The sequence below is a fragment of the Microvirga sp. jy35 genome (assembly GCF_056148915.1).
Genome location: NZ_JBWBEW010000002.1, coordinates 51873 through 67446, shown reverse-complemented (window position 1 = coordinate 67446; position 15574 = coordinate 51873). Strand labels below are relative to the sequence as shown.

Genomic DNA, 15574 nt, shown 5'->3' with positions numbered 1-15574 from the left:
AATCCACCGGGCCGCCGTCCTGCAGGATGCCGGCCTCGATTTGATTATAGGCCTTATGACAGGGGTGCAAAGCGCCAAAAGTCTAAGGCTTCTTGAGAGTGGCCTGAACGATCCTATCCTTGACATCCCACCCCCTGGGGCTTTCATCGAACAAGCACTACATACGTTCCAGCACCACACGGATCAGCATAGGAGAGAGGCATGGCCCGAGACAGCATCGTTATCGTCGGAGCGGCGCGCACCCCGGTCGGCTCGTTCAACGGAGCCTTTGCCAACACCACGGCTCACGATCTCGGCGCCATCGCCATCAAGGCGGCTCTCGAGCGCGCCAAAGTCGACGGCTCGGAAGTGGACGAGGTGATCCTCGGCCAGATCCTCTCGGCCGGCCAGGGCCAGAACCCGGCCCGGCAGGCCGCCATGGCGGCCGGCGTGCCCCAGGAAAAGACCGCCTGGGGCCTCAACCAGCTCTGCGGCTCGGGCCTGCGCACGGTGGCCATCGGCATGCAGCAGATCGCCAACGGCGATGCCAGCATCATCGTGGCCGGCGGCCAGGAATCCATGTCGCTCGCTCCGCATGCCGCCCATATGCGCTCCGGCACCAAGATGGGCGACTTCAAGCTCGTGGACACCATGCTCAAGGACGGCCTGATGGATGCCTTCAACGGCTACCACATGGGCAATACCGCCGAGAACGTGGCCCAGCGCTGGCAGCTGACCCGCGAGGAGCAGGACCAGTTCGCCACCGCGTCCCAGAACAAGGCCGAGGCCGCCCAGAAGGAAGGCCGCTTCAAGGACGAGATCGCTCCCGTGACGATCGCGTCGCGCAAGGGCGACATCGTGGTGGACCAGGACGAGTACATCCGCGCCGGCACCACGGTCGAGGCGCTCGGCAAGCTGAGGCCTGCCTTCTCGAAGGACGGCACGGTCACGGCCGGCAACGCCTCGGGAATCAATGACGGCGCCGCCGCCCTGGTGCTGATGACGGAAGCCGAGGCCCAGAAGCGCGGCCTGACGCCGCTCGCCCGCATCGCCTCCTGGGCCACCGCCGGGGTCGATCCGGCCATCATGGGCACGGGCCCGATCCCCTCCTCCCGCAAGGCCCTGGAGAAGGCCGGCTGGAAAGTCCAGGACCTCGACCTCGTCGAGGCCAACGAGGCCTTTGCGGCGCAGGCGCTTGCGGTCAACAAGGACATGGGCTGGGATCCGTCCATCGTGAACGTGAACGGCGGCGCCATCGCCATCGGTCATCCCATCGGCGCGTCGGGCGCCCGCGTGCTCGTGACCCTGCTGCACGAAATGGGCCGCCGCAACGCCAAGAAGGGCCTCGCCACGCTCTGCATCGGCGGCGGCATGGGCGTTGCCATGTGCCTTGAAAGATAAGCGCCTCAAACGCCAGGACGGCAAGAAGCTTCGTTAAGGCACATTACGGAGCTTCTCCCTTCCACGTTCTGCCACATATCGTAAGGTATGCTGTGCGGCGGCCTGAACTGAATCGGGCCGCCGCACAGCAATGGGTCCGTGAGAGATCCGCAGAACGTTCTTGGGAAGGAAACAGCATGGCGCGCGTCGCATTGGTCACCGGCGGCACTCGCGGCATCGGTGCCGCGATTTCAACAGCCCTCAAGCAGGCAGGCTACAAGGTTGCTGCGAATTACGGCGGCAACGATGAAGCCGCAAACCAGTTCAAGGGTGAAACCGGCATTCCGGTTTTCAAGTTCGACGTGTCGGATGTCGCGGCCTGCGAGGCCGGGATCAAGGCGGTCGAAGCCGAGCTCGGTCCTGTCGATATCCTCGTGAACAATGCGGGCATCACCCGCGACGGCATGTTCCACAAGATGACCTTCGATCAGTGGTCGGCCGTCATCCGCACCAATCTCGATTCCATGTTCACCTGCACGCGTCCCGTCATCGACGGCATGCGCTCGCGTAGCTTCGGCCGCATCATCATCATCTCGTCCATCAACGGCCAGAAGGGCCAGATGGGGCAGTCGAACTACTCCGCCGCCAAGGCCGGCGTGATCGGCTTCGCCAAGGCTCTGGCGCAGGAGAACGCCAACAAGGGCGTCACCGTCAACGTGATCGCGCCGGGCTATATCGCCACCGAGATGGTGAAGGCGGTGCCGGAAGAGGTGCTGAAATCCAAGATCCTGCCGCTCATTCCGGTGGGCCGTCTCGGCGAGGCGGAGGAGATCGCCCGCAGCGTGCTCTTCCTGGCCGGTGACGATGCCGGTTTCATCACCGGCTCGACTCTGTCGGTGAACGGCGGTCAGTACATGGCCTGACCGGAAAGCGTCAGCCCGGACGCGGCTCCAGGCCGCGATCCGGGATCGTTTGCGGAAAAAGGCGCTTGTCTCATCGGGCCACCCCGGTTCTTCGCTTCGCTTCGACCGGGATGACATGCTAGTGGCGGCACCATGACGACTCGCACCGCCACCACCATCGGCCTCACCGCCATCCTGCTCTGGTCCATGCTCGCCCTGTTCACGGCGGCGACCGGCACGATCCCGCCGTTTCAGCTCAACGCCATGACCTTCCTGGTCGGCGGGCTGGTGGGCGTGGCGAGCTGGATCGTGCGGCCGCAGGGACTCAAGGCCCTGCGCCAGAAGCCGGTCGTCTGGGCCTTGGGCATCGGCGGCCTGTTCGGCTATCACGCCCTCTACTTCGCGGCGCTCCGCTGGGCGCCGCCGGCCGAATCGGGGCTGATCAACTATCTCTGGCCGCTTCTCATCGTCCTGTTTTCCTCATTCCTGCCGGGCGAGCATCTGCGCCGGGCGCACATCGTCGGAGCGCTGCTCGGCTTTGCCGGCGTGATCGTGCTGATCGCCGGTCGCGGCGCCTTCGACGCGCGGGCGGAGTACATGCCGGGCTATCTCTGCGCCTTCGTGGCCGCCTTCGTGTGGGCCGGGTACTCCGTTCTCTCGCGCCGCTTCGGCCAGGTGCCGACCGATGCGGTGGCGGGCTTCTGCCTCATGACCTCGCTGCTCAGCCTCGTCTGCCATCTGGCCTTCGAGACTACCGTCTGGCCCGAGACGACGACGCAATGGCTCGCCCTTCTGGCGCTCGGCCTGGGCCCGGTCGGCGCGGCCTTCTACGTGTGGGATATCGGCATGAAGCAGGGCGATATCCGTTTTCTCGGCGTCGCCTCCTATGCGACCCCGGTGCTCTCGACCCTGCTGCTGGTGGTGGCCGGCTATGCGGCGCTGACCCTCTCGCTGGCGCTGGCCTGCGGCCTCATCGTGGTGGGAGCGCTCGTGGCCACGCTCACGCCGAAGAAGAGCGTCCCGGCATGACCCGGTGGGTGTAGCGGTAGGCGGTTCCGAAGCCGAGCGCCCCGTAGAGCGAGCGGGCGATCTCGTTCTCCTCCCGCACCTGGAGATAGGCCGTGTGTGCCCCCTCCCCGCAGCCCCAGGCCATGAGGCTGGAAACCACGCGCCGGCCTAGGCCGATGCCGCGCAGTTCAGGCGCCACCACGATGTCGTAGAGGCCGACATAGCCCCGCTCCACCACCCCGAGCCCCCAGGCCACGGGCTTCTCGTCGAGGCTGAGGGTGGCGAAGGCTGCCTTCTGGCGGATGCGGGAGACGATCCGCATCAGGGTCTCGTCATCGGCCTTGTCGCCGCCATAGGATCCCGCAGCCTCCCGCACCCAGCGCTTGGAGACCTGCGGCTCGAGAGCCACTTCGGGGTCGCGCTCGCAATCGTCGCTGCTGATGGAGGCGGTGAGCACATGGGTCGCCTCGATCTCCTTGAAGCCGCGCAGCTTCAGCCGCTCGTCCACATCGGACGCCTCGACGCCGTTGAGACGGAAGGTCGGGCGCACATTGGCCTCGACGAAGCGGGCGATCATGTAATCGAGCAACTCATCGTCGAGGCCGATATCGGGCCGGAACGGCGTCGCGGAATTGGCCCGCTTCGAGTAGCCGTTCGCGAGGCGGAGAACCCAGCCGTCATAGAGCTGATAATCGAACGAGGGCCAGGCGTTCAGGAGCCGGCTCTCGAGTCCGATGATGAGGCTGTGGTGGTTCATGAGGCCGTCCGCTCCTGCAGGATTGCCCTGCATCAGAACCGGTTCTTCCATTCGCGCAAGGCTTGGAACACCTCCGCCGGGCCGGCTCCTTCCTTATCAACGGATTTCGCGAGCGCCGGCTCCCCGGCCCGCAGGAAAGGATTGGTCGCCTTCTCCTGGCCGATGGTCGACGGCACAAGGAAGCGGCCTTGCGCCTTGGCCTCCTCCGCCTCCCTGGCTCGGGCCTTCAGCGCCGCATTGTCCGGATCCGCCGCAAGGGCGAAGCGTGCGTTGGAGAGCGTATAATCGTGCCCGCAATAGACCCGCGCCTCGTCCGGCAGGGCAGCCAGGCGCTGCAGCGAGTGCCAGAAATCGGCATAGGTGCCCTCGAACATGCGCCCGCACCCGAGGGTGAACAGGGTATCGCCCGCAAACAGGGCGCGGTCCGCCGCGAACCAGTAGGAGACGTGATCGGCGCAATGGCCCGGCGTTTCCCATACATGCGCCTGAAGGCCACCCACATGCACCGTATCCCCCTCCCGCACATAAGCATCGGCGGACGGGACGGCTTCGCGCGCCTTCACGGGCGCCACCACCCGGCAGCCGGTGCGGCGCCTCAAACCCTCGACGCCCTGCACGTGGTCGGAATGGCGGTGCGTGACGAGGATGTCGGTCAGCTGCCAGCCCTTCTCGGCCAGGGCTGCGAGAATCGGCCCCTCCTCCGGCGCATCGATGGCCGCGCAGGCGCCCGTATTGGGATCGTGGATCAGAACACCGATATTGTCCTGCAGGCAGAGAAAGGCGTGGATCTGGGCTGACATCGAGGAACCTTGTCTTGATGTGCTCTGAGCTATCATGGGACAGTCGGCCCGTGAAACCAGATCCCGAACCCTCTATTGCAATGATCGGATCAGCCCGAGAGGCAGCCTGTTGAGGTCATGAGCATCGACATCACCGATCTGCGCGGCTTCTACGCCAGCCCTCTCGGGGCGGTGACGCGCCGCTTCGTGGGCAGGGCGATCGACCGGTTCTGGGGGCCGCTGACAGGCCTGCGCGTGCTTGGCCTCGGCTACGCGCCGCCTTACCTCCTGGCTGTGAAGGATGAGAGCGAGCGCACGCTGGCCTTCATGCCGGCAAACCAGGGCGTGGTGAACTGGCCCAGCACCGGGGCCTCGGCCTCGGCTCTCGTCGATCCGCTGATGATGCCCTTGCCCGACGCCTCCATCGACCGCGTTCTCGTGGTCCATGCCCTGGAGACGGTGGAGAGCCCGAGCGATCTCCTGCACGAGATCTGGCGCATCCTCACCCCGGGCGGCCGGATCATCTTGGTTGCACCCAACCGGCGCGGGCTGTGGGCGCGCATGGACACGACGCCTTTCGGGTACGGCCAGCCCTACAGCCGCTCGCAGCTGAAAAGCCTCATGCGCCAGACCTGGTTCTCCCCGGAGGGCTGGGCCGAGACCCTCTACGTGCCGCCCCTGCGCAACCGCTTCCTGCTCCAGACAGCCCAGGCCTGGGAGCAGGTGGGGTCCGGCTTCTCCCTGCCCTTCGCGGGGCTCCATATCGTGGAGGCGACCAAGCAGCTCTACCGGCCCGGCGCGGTGCGTGCCGTGCAGCGCTCGCGCCGCCTCTCGCCGGTTTTCGCCCCGGTTCCGGCTGCTCCCGCATCGCGGGTAGGTTGATCGCCCTTGATTCCGCCGCGTCTTACGGGACAAGGCGGGGCTCAACTTGACTTGGGCTGCCTGAAACGCCAGTGTCCGCCCCGCTTCGGCAGGGCTATAGGGCCACGCCGGTCTCCTTTTCCCATAGAGTCTGATGCGCAGTTATCTCGATTTCGAAAAGCCCGTCGCCGAGCTGGAAGCCAAGGTCGAGGAGCTTCGGGCGCTCGGTGAGAACCGGGACGCCGTCTCCATCACCGACGACATCTCGCGCCTGGAGGTCAAGGCGGCCGACGCCCTCAAGGATCTCTACGGCAGGCTTACGCCGTGGCAGAAGACCCTCGTGGCCCGCCATCCGCAGCGGCCGCATTTCGTCGATTACTGCGCCGGGCTCATCACCGAATTCACCCCGCTCGCCGGCGACCGCAAGTTCGCCGAGGACGAGGCGATCGTCGGCGGCTTCGGGCGCTTCCGAGGCCAGCCCGTCTGCGTGATGGGCCAGGAGAAGGGCCACAACACCGAGACCCGCATCCGGCACAATTTCGGCATGGCCCGTCCCGAGGGCTACCGCAAGGCCGTGCGCCTGATGGAGATGGCGGACCGCTTCAGCCTGCCGGTGATCTCCTTCGTGGACACGGCCGGCGCCTATCCAGGCATCGAGGCGGAGGAGCGCGGGCAGGCCGAGGCCATCGCCCGCTCTACCGAGATGCAGCTGTCCCTCGGCGTCCCGAACGTCGCCGTGGTGATCGGCGAGGGCGGCTCGGGCGGAGCCATCGCGATCGCGACCGCCAACAAGGTGCTGATGCTGGAGCACGCCATCTACAGCGTGATCTCGCCGGAAGGCGCGGCCTCCATCCTCTGGCGCGACGCGGCCCGCGCCCAGGATGCCGCCACCAACATGAAGATCACGGCCCAGGACCTCCTGCGGCTGGGCATCATCGACGGCATCGTGACCGAACCCGTGGGCGGCGCCCACCGCGATCCGCAGGCGACGATTCAAGCCGCCGGCAATGCCATCGAGGAAGCCCTGCACGACCTCGGCAACATGGGCCCGGCCGAGATCCGCGACCACCGGGCGGACAAGTTCCTCGCCATCGGCCGCAAGCTCTGACCGGCCGGCGGGCCCGGGGCTGGAGGCCTGCACCAGGTTTGCGGTCTCCGGCGCCTTTGCAGGTGCCATTTTACCTCCAAAGAGAGCTCTGCTCCCCAAAGAGGCCGGCTAAAAAGCCGAGAAACCGGATTTTTTACCTTCCATTCACCACGACTCCATCATGGCCCCGCTTGCAGTAAGGGCGGGTTAAGGCTAACGATTTAGGGGTAAAGGGGAACTGTTCGGCAAAGGCGCCGGGCAGATCAAAAATTGCGGGGTCCCCATGATGAAGCGTATCGCATTGGCCGCGAGCCTGGTGCTCGCGCTTGCTGCCTGCCAGGACGATAATCTCTCCCGTGGCTCCACGCGCCACCTCGTGCCCATTCCGTCCGCCACCATGGCGCTGATGTCGACCAAGGGCATGTCCAAGGAAGATCCGATCCTGGTCCGAGCCTACAAGAAGGAATCGGAGCTGGAGATCTGGAAGCGCGGCTCCAACGGCAAGTACGCGCTCCTCAAGACCTACCCGGTCTGCCGCTGGTCGGGCCAGCTCGGCCCCAAGAACCGCGAGGGCGACCGCCAGGTGCCGGAAGGCTTCTACACGGTCACCCCGGCGCAGATGAATCCCAACTCCAACTTCTATCTCTCGTTCGACACCGGCTATCCGAACGCGCTCGACCGGTCCATGGGCCGCAGCGGCGGCGACATCATGGTGCATGGCTCGTGCTCGTCGCGCGGCTGCTTCGCCATGACGGACCAGAACGTCGCCGAGATCTACGCCATTGCTCGCGAGGCGCTCGGCGCCGGCCAGCGCGGCTTCCAGTTCCAGTCCTATCCGTTCCGGATGACGGCCGAGAACCTGGCCAAACACCGCCTCGACCCGAACATCGCCTTCTGGAAGAACCTGAAGGAAGGCGCCGACGCTTTCGAGGTGACGAAGGACGAAGTCCGGGTCGCCGTCGGCCCCGGACGCTACGAGTTCAACCTCGATCCCGACGCCGCCTCCGTCGTTGCCCAGAAGCGCGCCCAGGACGAGCAGGAGGTGGCGGAGCTCGTCGCCAAGGGCGAGAAGCCGGTCAAGCTCGTCTACCACGACGGCGACACGCATGAATCCTTCCGCACGGCGCTCGCCAATGTCACGGGCGTGTCAGACAGCAGGCTCGGCTATGTGAGCCGCACCGAGGGCATCTCCTCCGGCCCGCGGGTGGTCGCCCTCAACGACACCGGCAAGGAAGTGCCGGAGGCTCCGCCGACCGCGCTGGCCTTCGCATCCATGAAGGAAGTTCCCGTCCCGCAGGCTGAGACCCGGGCGGCCGTGACCCAGCAGACGGCTCCGGTGGCGGTTGCCGCGGCAGCTCCTGCGTCCGGAGAGACGCCGTTCTACAAGAAGATGTTCGGCGGCGTCGCCGACCTCTTCAGCACCTCGTCCTCACAGCCCGTGGCTGAGACGGTCCAGGCAGCGCCTGCCATCCCTGCTGCCAGGCTGGCTCCGGCCGCGAAGAACGTGCCGCAGAAGCGGGCACAGGCCGCGACACCGGTCAAGGTCGCGAACGCGAACTGACCCAGCCGAGCCTGACGAAATGCAAAAGCCCGCCTCACCGGCGGGCTTTTCGTTTGAGGTAACCTGCTGAGCCGATGGAACGGCATGTTTGGGGGCAAGTCAGAAGCCGGCGTCAGAGAAAAGCCTTCGCTGGGAGGCAGCGCTGGCTTTTGCAGATCCTTGTCTTTCGGTCACCCGAACAGGGCGTCGATGGCATCCTGGGAGGTGCGGTTCGGATCGCCGTCCAGGGCCGGTCCGTTCAGGAGGGCCTCGTCCCCCTGCCGCTCCGGCAATTGGAAAGCTTCCACGTCGTTGAAGCTTTCCAGGCCGCCCCAGATCTGTGCCATCTGGGTCACCCGCTCCTCGATGAACTTCATGGAGCCCACGACCTTGCTGATGCGCTGGCCGGTAATGTCCTGGAAGTTGCAGGCTTCAAAAATCGTGATCACCCGGTCCGAGATCCGCCGCGCCATCTCGGCGTCGGGACCCGACAGGCGGGAGGCCAGCGCTCCGGTGATCTCGTCGATCTCCTCGGCGGCCGCCAGGATGCTGTTGGTGGCCGTCTCCGTACCGCAGACCACGGCCCCGAGCTCGTCGGTGACGCTGGTCACCTGCCCGCCCGGGGTGTGGGAGTGAAGGGTCGCGATCTCGCGCTTGGTGCGCTGGATAGACTCCGTGATGGCGTCGAGCTCGTCCTTGAGGTGGAGCGCCTCGCGCAGGTCGGTCCGGATCTGGTCCAGAAGGGCCTTGGAGGCTCCGCTGCTCGGCTCGAGGGCGGCATGGATGGCCGCCATGCCCCGCATGATCTCGGCATGCCGCCGGGCTGCGATGCTTTCGCGCGACTGGGCCAGGAGATCCAGGCTCAGGGGATCGAAGGAAACAGGCGGTGGGAGACGCATGGCGGCTACTCACCCAACACGGCGGCGATCTTCGACCGCAGGGTCTCCGCATTGAACGGCTTGACGATGTAGTTGTTGACGCCGGCCTGCTTGGCGGCCACCACGTTCTCGGTCTTGGCCTCCGCGGTGATCATGATGAAGGGCAGGCTGCCCAGCTCCGCATCGGCACGCACCTTCTGGAGCAGCTCGAAGCCCGTCATGGGCGCCATGTTCCAGTCGGAGATCACCAGCCCGTACTTCTTCTCCTTGAGCTTGCCCAAGGCCTCGGAGCCGTCCTTGGCCTCATCGACGTCGTTGAAGCCGATCTGCTTCAGGAGGTTGCGGATGATGCGAAGCATCGTCTGGTAGTCGTCAACGATGAGCACCGGAAGAGACGTGTTCAATGCCATGATATTTCGGCCTGCAAAGTGAGGAAGGAAATGTGAAGAGCGACCTGTGACGGACGCTTTTCGAAAAGGTTGTCGGGTTCCCTGCCTTATCCCTCACGATGCTTGCCTCAGGCTGGCGTCACCGCAGCAAAAAGCCCGGCCGTGGGGCCGGGCTTTTTGGCTTTGAATGGGGCCGCTCGCTCAGTGCCGCAGCCCCGGGGCCTCCTGGCCGGTGCGCGCCACGTACTCGGTGTAGCCGCCGCCGTACTGGTGAACGCCCTCCGGCGTGAGCTCCAAGAGGCGGTTGGACAGGGCGGCCAGGAAGTGGCGGTCGTGCGAGACGAAGAGCATGGTGCCCTCGTAGCGCGAGAGCGCATCGATCAGCATTTCCTTGGTGGCGATGTCGAGATGGTTCGTGGGCTCGTCGAGCACCAGGAAGTTCGGCGGGTCGTAGAGCATCTTGGCCATCACGAGGCGGGCCTTTTCGCCGCCCGAGAGTACGCGGCACTTCTTCTCCGCATCGTCTCCTGAAAAGCCGAAGCAGCCGGCGAGCGTGCGCAGGGACCCCTGCCCGGCCTGCGGGAAGGAATCCTCCAGGAACTCGAACACCGTGCGGTCGCCCTCCAGCACCTCCATGGCGTGCTGGGCGAAATAGCCCATCTTGACGCTCGCCCCGATGGTCACCGATCCCACATCGGGCGCGGTGGCGCCCGCCACCAGCTTCAGCAGCGTCGACTTGCCGGCGCCGTTGATGCCCATGACGCACCAGCGCTCCTTCCGGCGCACCCCGAAGTCGAAGCCCTCGTAGATGCTGCGGCTGCCATACCGTTTGTGAACGTTCTTCAGGACGACCACATCGTCGCCCGAGCGCGGCGCCGGCAGGAAGTCGAATGCCACCGATTGGCGGCGCTTCGGCGGTTCCACCCGGTCGATCTTCTCCAGCTTCTTGACCCGGCTCTGCACCTGAGCGGCATGGGAGGCGCGCGCCTTGAAGCGTTCGATGAACTTGATTTCCTTGGCGAGCATCGCCTGCTGGCGCTCGAACTGCGCCTGCTGCTGCTGCTCGTTCAGCGCGCGCTGCTGCTCGTAGAATTCGTAATTGCCCGAATAGGTGGTGAGCGAGCCGCCGTCGATCTCCATGATCTTGTTGACGATGCGGTTCATGAAGGCGCGGTCGTGCGAGGTCATGAGCAGCGCGCCGTCATACCCCTTCAGGAAGTCCTCGAGCCAGATCAGGCTCTCAAGATCGAGATGGTTGCTCGGCTCGTCGAGCAGCATCACGTCCGGCCGCATGAGCAGGATGCGGGCGAGCGCCACGCGCATCTTCCACCCACCCGACAGGGCGCCGACGTCGCCGTCCATCATCTCCTGGGAAAAGCCGAGACCCGCGAGAACCTCCCGCGCCCGGCCTTCGAGCGAGTAGCCGTCGAGTTCCTCGTAGCGCGCCTGCACCTCGCCGTAGCGCTCGATGATCGCGTCGAGATCGCCGGCCTTGTCCGGGTCCACCATCGCGGCTTCGAGCTCGCGCAGCTCGGCTGCCACCGCGCTCACGGGGCCTGCGCCCTCCATCACCTCGGCCGCAGCGCTGCGGCCCGCCATCTCGCCCACATCCTGGCTGAAATAGCCGATGGTGATGCCGCGATCGACGGAGATCTGGCCCTCGTCCGGCTGCTCCTCCTTGGTGACCATCCGGAAGAGCGTCGTCTTGCCCGCGCCGTTGGGACCCACGAGGCCGATCTTTTCCCCTTTCTGAAGGGTTCCGGAAGCCTCGATGAAGAGGATCCGATGGCTGCTCTGCTTGCTGACGTTCTCGATGCGAATCATGGTCTTTGAAACTTGAAGATGTTGGGCGGCGCAGCAAAAGCCCGGCCATGGGGCCGGGCTTTTTCATGGATATGGTTCAGTGAGTGGCGGCTTTAGGCCACGAACTGTCCGTGGCAATGCTTGAACTTCTTGCCCGATCCGCAGGGGCACGGCTCGTTGCGGCTGACGCGGCCCCAGGTCGAGGGGTCGTTCGGGTCGCGGGAAGGCGTCGGCTCAATCGCCGCGGCGGCCGCGAAGCCGAGAGCCGGCCCGGCCCCGAGGGCGCTGCCCCGGGCCAAGTCGAACTCGTTCTCGCCGGTGGCCGGGTCGAGGTGCTGGGCGAACATGGGCGGCAGTTCCTGCGGCTCCGGCTGCTGGAACACCACCTGGATGCGCATGAGCTGGCCCGTCACCTGCTCGCGCAGATGACCGATCAGGGCATTGAACAGCTCGAAGGCCTCGGACTTGTACTCGTTGAGCGGATCGCGCTGGGCGAGCCCGCGCCAGCCGATGACCTGACGCAGGTGGTCGAGGGTCACGAGGTGCTCGCGCCAGAGATGGTCGAGGCTCTGCAGCAGAACCTGCTTCTCCACGTAGTTCATGACCTCGGCCGAGTTCGCCTCGATGCGCTGGGCGTAAGCCTCGTCGGCCGCCCTGGTGATGCGCTCGCGGATCTCGTCGTCGGCAATGCCCTCTTCCTTAGCCCATTCCTCGATCGGAAGGTCGAGGTTGAGGAAGTTGAGGACGTTCGCCTTGAGGCCCTCCACGTCCCACTGCTCGGCATAGGCCTGCTCGGGGATGGCGCGGGAGACGATGTCCTCGATCACCCCGTGGCGCATGTCGTCGATGGTCTCGCGCACGCTCTCCTGCGCCATGAACTCCTTGCGCTGCTCGAACACGACCTTGCGCTGGTCGTTCATGACGTTGTCGTATTTCAGGATGTTCTTGCGGATGTCGAAGTTGCGCGCCTCGACCTTCGCCTGCGCCCGCTCGATGGCCTTGTTGATCCACGGATGGATGATGGCCTCGCCCTCCTTGAGACCCAGCTTCTGCAGCATGCCGTCCATGCGGTCGGAGCCGAAGATGCGCATCAGGTCGTCTTGGAGCGACAGGTAGAACTTGGAGCGGCCCGGATCGCCCTGGCGGCCGGAGCGGCCCCGCAGCTGGTTGTCGATGCGCCGCGACTCGTGGCGCTCGGTGCCGAGCACGTAGAGGCCGCCGGCGGCGAGCGCCTTCTCCTTGAAGGACGCCACCTCGTCGAGGATCTCCTTCTCGCGTCGGGCGCGCTCCTCGCCCTCGACGCCCGCGAGTTCACGCTCGACGCGCATCTTGGCGTTACCGCCGAGCTGGATGTCGGTGCCGCGGCCGGCCATGTTGGTGGCGATCGTGATCGCGCCCGGCACGCCGGCCTGGGCGACGATGAAGGCCTCCTGTTCGTGGAAGCGGGCGTTCAGCACCGCGAAGTGCTTGGTGCCGCGTCCGGCGCGGGCATCGCGGTAGAGGGGCTCGAGCGCCAGCGGATCCTCGAAGTTGATGAGGGTATAGCCCTCCTTGATCAGCATATCGGCCAGATGCTCGGACTTCTCGATGGAGGTGGTGCCCACCAGGATCGGCTGCCCCTTGGCGGAGGCTTCCTCGATGTCGCGGATCACCGCCTTGTAGCGCTCCTCGAACGTCCGGTAGACCTCATCGTCGTCGTCGATGCGGGCGACGGGACGGTTGGTCGGGATCTCGACCACTTCGAGGTTGTAGATCTCCAGGAACTCGTCGGCTTCGGTCGCCGCCGTGCCGGTCATGCCGCCGAGCTTGTCGTAGAGGCGGAAGTAGTTCTGGAACGTGATGGAGGCCAGCGTCTGGTTCTCCGGCTGGACCTGGACCTTCTCCTTGGCCTCGAGCGCCTGGTGCAGGCCTTCCGAATAGCGGCGGCCCTGCATCATGCGGCCGGTGAACTCGTCGATGATGACCACCTCGCCGTTGCGGACGATGTAGTCCTTGTCGCGCTGGAACAGGGTGTGGGCGCGCAGCGCCTGGTTCATGTGGTGGACCAGGGTGGCGTTCTGGGCGTCGTAGAGGTCGCCCTCCTTGAGGAGGCCGATCTCCCGCAGCAGGCCCTCGATCTTCTCGGTCCCGTCTTCGGTGAGCGCCACGGAGCGCTGCTTCTCGTCGAGCTCGTAGTCCTTCTTGTCGAGGCGCGGGATCACCACGTCGATGGCGTTGTAGAGCTCGGAGCGGTCGTCGAGGGGGCCCGAGATGATGAGCGGCGTGCGGGCCTCGTCGACCAGGATCGAGTCCACCTCGTCCACGATGGCGAAGTTATGGCCCCGCTGGACCATCTGCGCCATCTCGTACTTCATGTTGTCGCGAAGATAATCGAAACCGTATTCGTTGTTGGTGCCGTAGGTGATGTCGGCCGCATAGGCCTGGGCACGCTCCACATCGTCGAGCCCGTGGACGATGACGCCGACGGACAGCCCCAGGAAGCGGTAGATCTGGCCCATCCACTCCGAGTCGCGCTTGGCCAGGTAATCGTTCACCGTGACCACGTGGACGCCCTTGCCGGCGAGCGCGTTCAGATAGACCGGGAGGGTCGCCACCAGGGTCTTGCCCTCGCCGGTCCGCATCTCGGCGATCGACCCCTCGTGGAGGACCATGCCGCCGATGAGCTGCACGTCGAAGTGACGCTGGCCGAGCGTCCGCTTGGCCGCCTCGCGGACGGTGGCGAAGGCCGGCACCAAGAGGTCGTCCAGGGTCTTGCCGGCCGCGAGCTGGGCCTTGAAGTCCTCCGTGCGGGCGCGCAGCTGCTCGTCGGACAGGGCCTCAAGCTCGGCCTCCATCGCGTTGATGGCCGCGATCTTGGGCCGGTAGGACTTCAGCCGGCGATCATTGACCGAGCCAAAGATTTTCTTCGCGAGAGAACCGAACATCGGGAGCCTTCGAAAATTCCGTAAAGAGACAAGGAGCGTTTGCGCCGCCTTATAGACCTAATCATCCCAGAGTGCATCTTAAAGGCTGCGCCCTTAGTGGCGCAGCCTCAAGGAACGTCCGGAGGGCCTTCAACACCCCGCGAGCGGCGATGCTGTGACATAAATATGCCATCACTTGCAAACGTAAACACATTCGGCCATCTGATCGTCGCTGTCCGTGGGCGATCACGCTCACCAGAGGAAACACAATGAATCGCTCACTGAACGTCCGAAAGAGCCTTCTGACCCTCGGCGTCGCCCTGCCGCTCCTGGCCGGCACCGCCTACGCCCAGACCCCTGCTTCCCCTGCGGCCTCCGCAACGTCGCCTGCGGCCGTTCCGGCCGTCGATCCCGCCAAGGTGGTGGCCCGGGTCAACGGCGTCGAGATCACGGAAGGCGACCTCGCCATCGCGTCCGAGGATTCGGCCCTGCAGATGCCCAACGTTCCCGATGAGCAGAAGCGCGAGCTGCTCACCGGCTACCTGATCGACCTGAAGCTCGGGGCCAAGGCGGCCGAAGCCGCCAAGGTCGGCAGCGGCGCCGAATTTGCCCGCAAGCTCGCCTATAACCGGGACAAGACCCTCCTCGACGCATACCTCGACCAGGAAGCCAAGAAGGCCGTGACTACGGAGGCTGCCCGCAAGCTTTACGAAGAGACTGTCAAGAGCGTGCCGGCCGAGCAGGAGGTCCGCGCCCGCCACATCCTGGTGGAGAACGAGGACGAGGCCAAGACGATCGCGACCCGTGTGAAGGGCGGCGAGGACTTCGCCAAGGTGGCCGGCGAGGTCTCCAAGGACCCCGGCTCCAAGACCGATGGCGGCGACCTCGGCTTCTTCACCAAGGACCGCATGGTCGAGCCCTTCGCCGAAGCGGCCTTCAAGATGGAGGCCGGCCAGATCTCCGATCCCGTCAAGAGCCAGTTCGGCTGGCACGTGATCAAGGTCGAGGAGAAGCGCAACAAGCCGGCTCCGACCTTCGAGGAGACCAAGGACCAGGTGGAAACCTACCTTGCCCGCAAGGCCCAGCAGGACCTGATCCTCGGCCTGCGCAAGAACGCCAAGGTCGAGCGCCTGGACGACAAGGGCAACCTCGTCGAGCAGAAGCAGCCGTAAGGTTTTCAGCTTCGGGAATGTTCAGGGCGGCCTTAAGGGCCGCCCTTTTCGTTTGAGGAAGCTCTCACTGTCATCCCCGCGAAGGCGGGGATCCATATCCCCTAACGATCCAGGACGAGGCGGCACGCGGCTCACT

General features: G+C 65.5%; 13 protein-coding genes. 7 read left to right on the top strand and 6 right to left on the bottom strand.

All coding sequences use genetic code 11. The features are described 5' to 3' along the window. Positions 1 to 201 precede the first annotated feature (201 nt). From AC0QTX_RS02055 to yddG, 3 genes are all read left to right on the top strand, one after another. Positions 202 to 1380 (top strand): acetyl-CoA C-acetyltransferase, encoded by a 1179-nt coding sequence (locus tag AC0QTX_RS02055; protein WP_474602157.1) that lies wholly within the window; start codon positions 202 to 204, stop codon positions 1378 to 1380. Between the two features lie 176 nt (positions 1381 to 1556). Beyond that, positions 1557 to 2282, top strand: a complete 726-nt coding sequence (phbB, locus tag AC0QTX_RS02050) for an acetoacetyl-CoA reductase (RefSeq protein WP_474602156.1) — start codon at positions 1557 to 1559, stop codon at positions 2280 to 2282. A 132-nt stretch (positions 2283 to 2414) separates the two neighbouring features. Further along, positions 2415 to 3290 carry an aromatic amino acid exporter YddG gene (gene yddG, locus AC0QTX_RS02045; protein ID WP_474602155.1) on the top strand — a complete coding sequence of 292 codons (876 nt, stop codon included), beginning with the start codon at positions 2415 to 2417 and terminating at the stop codon, positions 3288 to 3290. Here yddG and AC0QTX_RS02040 read toward each other — a convergent pair. Together AC0QTX_RS02040 and gloB are read right to left on the bottom strand one after the other, a co-directional pair. Then, a complete protein-coding gene (locus tag AC0QTX_RS02040) occupies positions 3262 to 4026 on the bottom strand; it encodes a GNAT family N-acetyltransferase (RefSeq protein ID WP_474602154.1) in 765 nt (254 codons plus the stop codon). The genes yddG and AC0QTX_RS02040 overlap by 29 nt on opposite strands. 32 nt (positions 4027 to 4058) lie before the next feature. Next, positions 4059 to 4826, bottom strand: coding sequence for a hydroxyacylglutathione hydrolase (gene gloB / locus AC0QTX_RS02035; RefSeq protein WP_474602153.1), 768 nt, complete (start codon positions 4824 to 4826; stop codon positions 4059 to 4061). A gap of 117 nt (positions 4827 to 4943) precedes the next feature. On the opposite strand from gloB, the gene AC0QTX_RS02030 reads away from it, so the two are divergent. The 3 genes from AC0QTX_RS02030 (at position 4944) to AC0QTX_RS02020 (ending at position 8314) form a co-directional block, all read left to right on the top strand. Continuing rightward, positions 4944 to 5687, top strand: a complete 744-nt coding sequence (locus tag AC0QTX_RS02030; RefSeq protein ID WP_474602152.1) for a class I SAM-dependent methyltransferase — start codon at positions 4944 to 4946, stop codon at positions 5685 to 5687. A gap of 133 nt (positions 5688 to 5820) precedes the next feature. Then, positions 5821 to 6774, top strand: coding sequence for an acetyl-CoA carboxylase carboxyltransferase subunit alpha (locus AC0QTX_RS02025; protein WP_474602151.1), 954 nt, complete (start codon positions 5821 to 5823; stop codon positions 6772 to 6774). 262 nt (positions 6775 to 7036) lie between these two features. Continuing rightward, complete coding sequence (locus AC0QTX_RS02020; RefSeq protein WP_474602150.1) at positions 7037 to 8314, top strand: L,D-transpeptidase family protein; 1278 nt, start codon at positions 7037 to 7039, stop codon at positions 8312 to 8314. Between the two features lie 170 nt (positions 8315 to 8484). Here the strand turns inward: AC0QTX_RS02020 and AC0QTX_RS02015 are convergent, their stop codons facing one another. The 4 genes from AC0QTX_RS02015 to secA form a co-directional block, all read right to left on the bottom strand. Continuing rightward, a complete protein-coding gene (locus AC0QTX_RS02015; RefSeq protein ID WP_474602149.1) occupies positions 8485 to 9192 on the bottom strand; it encodes a protein phosphatase CheZ in 708 nt (235 codons plus the stop codon). Positions 9193 to 9197: 5 nt separating this feature from the next. Further along, the gene (locus tag AC0QTX_RS02010; protein WP_474602148.1) at positions 9198 to 9581 is read right to left on the bottom strand and encodes a response regulator; all 384 of its coding nucleotides are present in this window, start codon (positions 9579 to 9581) and stop codon (positions 9198 to 9200) included. A gap of 180 nt (positions 9582 to 9761) precedes the next feature. Next, positions 9762 to 11384, bottom strand: coding sequence for a ribosomal protection-like ABC-F family protein (abc-f, locus tag AC0QTX_RS02005; protein ID WP_474602147.1), 1623 nt, complete (start codon positions 11382 to 11384; stop codon positions 9762 to 9764). 92 nt (positions 11385 to 11476) lie between these two features. Beyond that, positions 11477 to 14287, bottom strand: a complete 2811-nt coding sequence (gene secA, locus AC0QTX_RS02000) for a preprotein translocase subunit SecA (protein ID WP_474602146.1) — start codon at positions 14285 to 14287, stop codon at positions 11477 to 11479. Between the two features lie 248 nt (positions 14288 to 14535). On the opposite strand from secA, the gene AC0QTX_RS01995 reads away from it, so the two are divergent. Then, positions 14536 to 15438, top strand: a complete 903-nt coding sequence (locus AC0QTX_RS01995; RefSeq protein ID WP_474602145.1) for a peptidylprolyl isomerase — start codon at positions 14536 to 14538, stop codon at positions 15436 to 15438. Positions 15439 to 15574 lie beyond the last annotated feature (136 nt).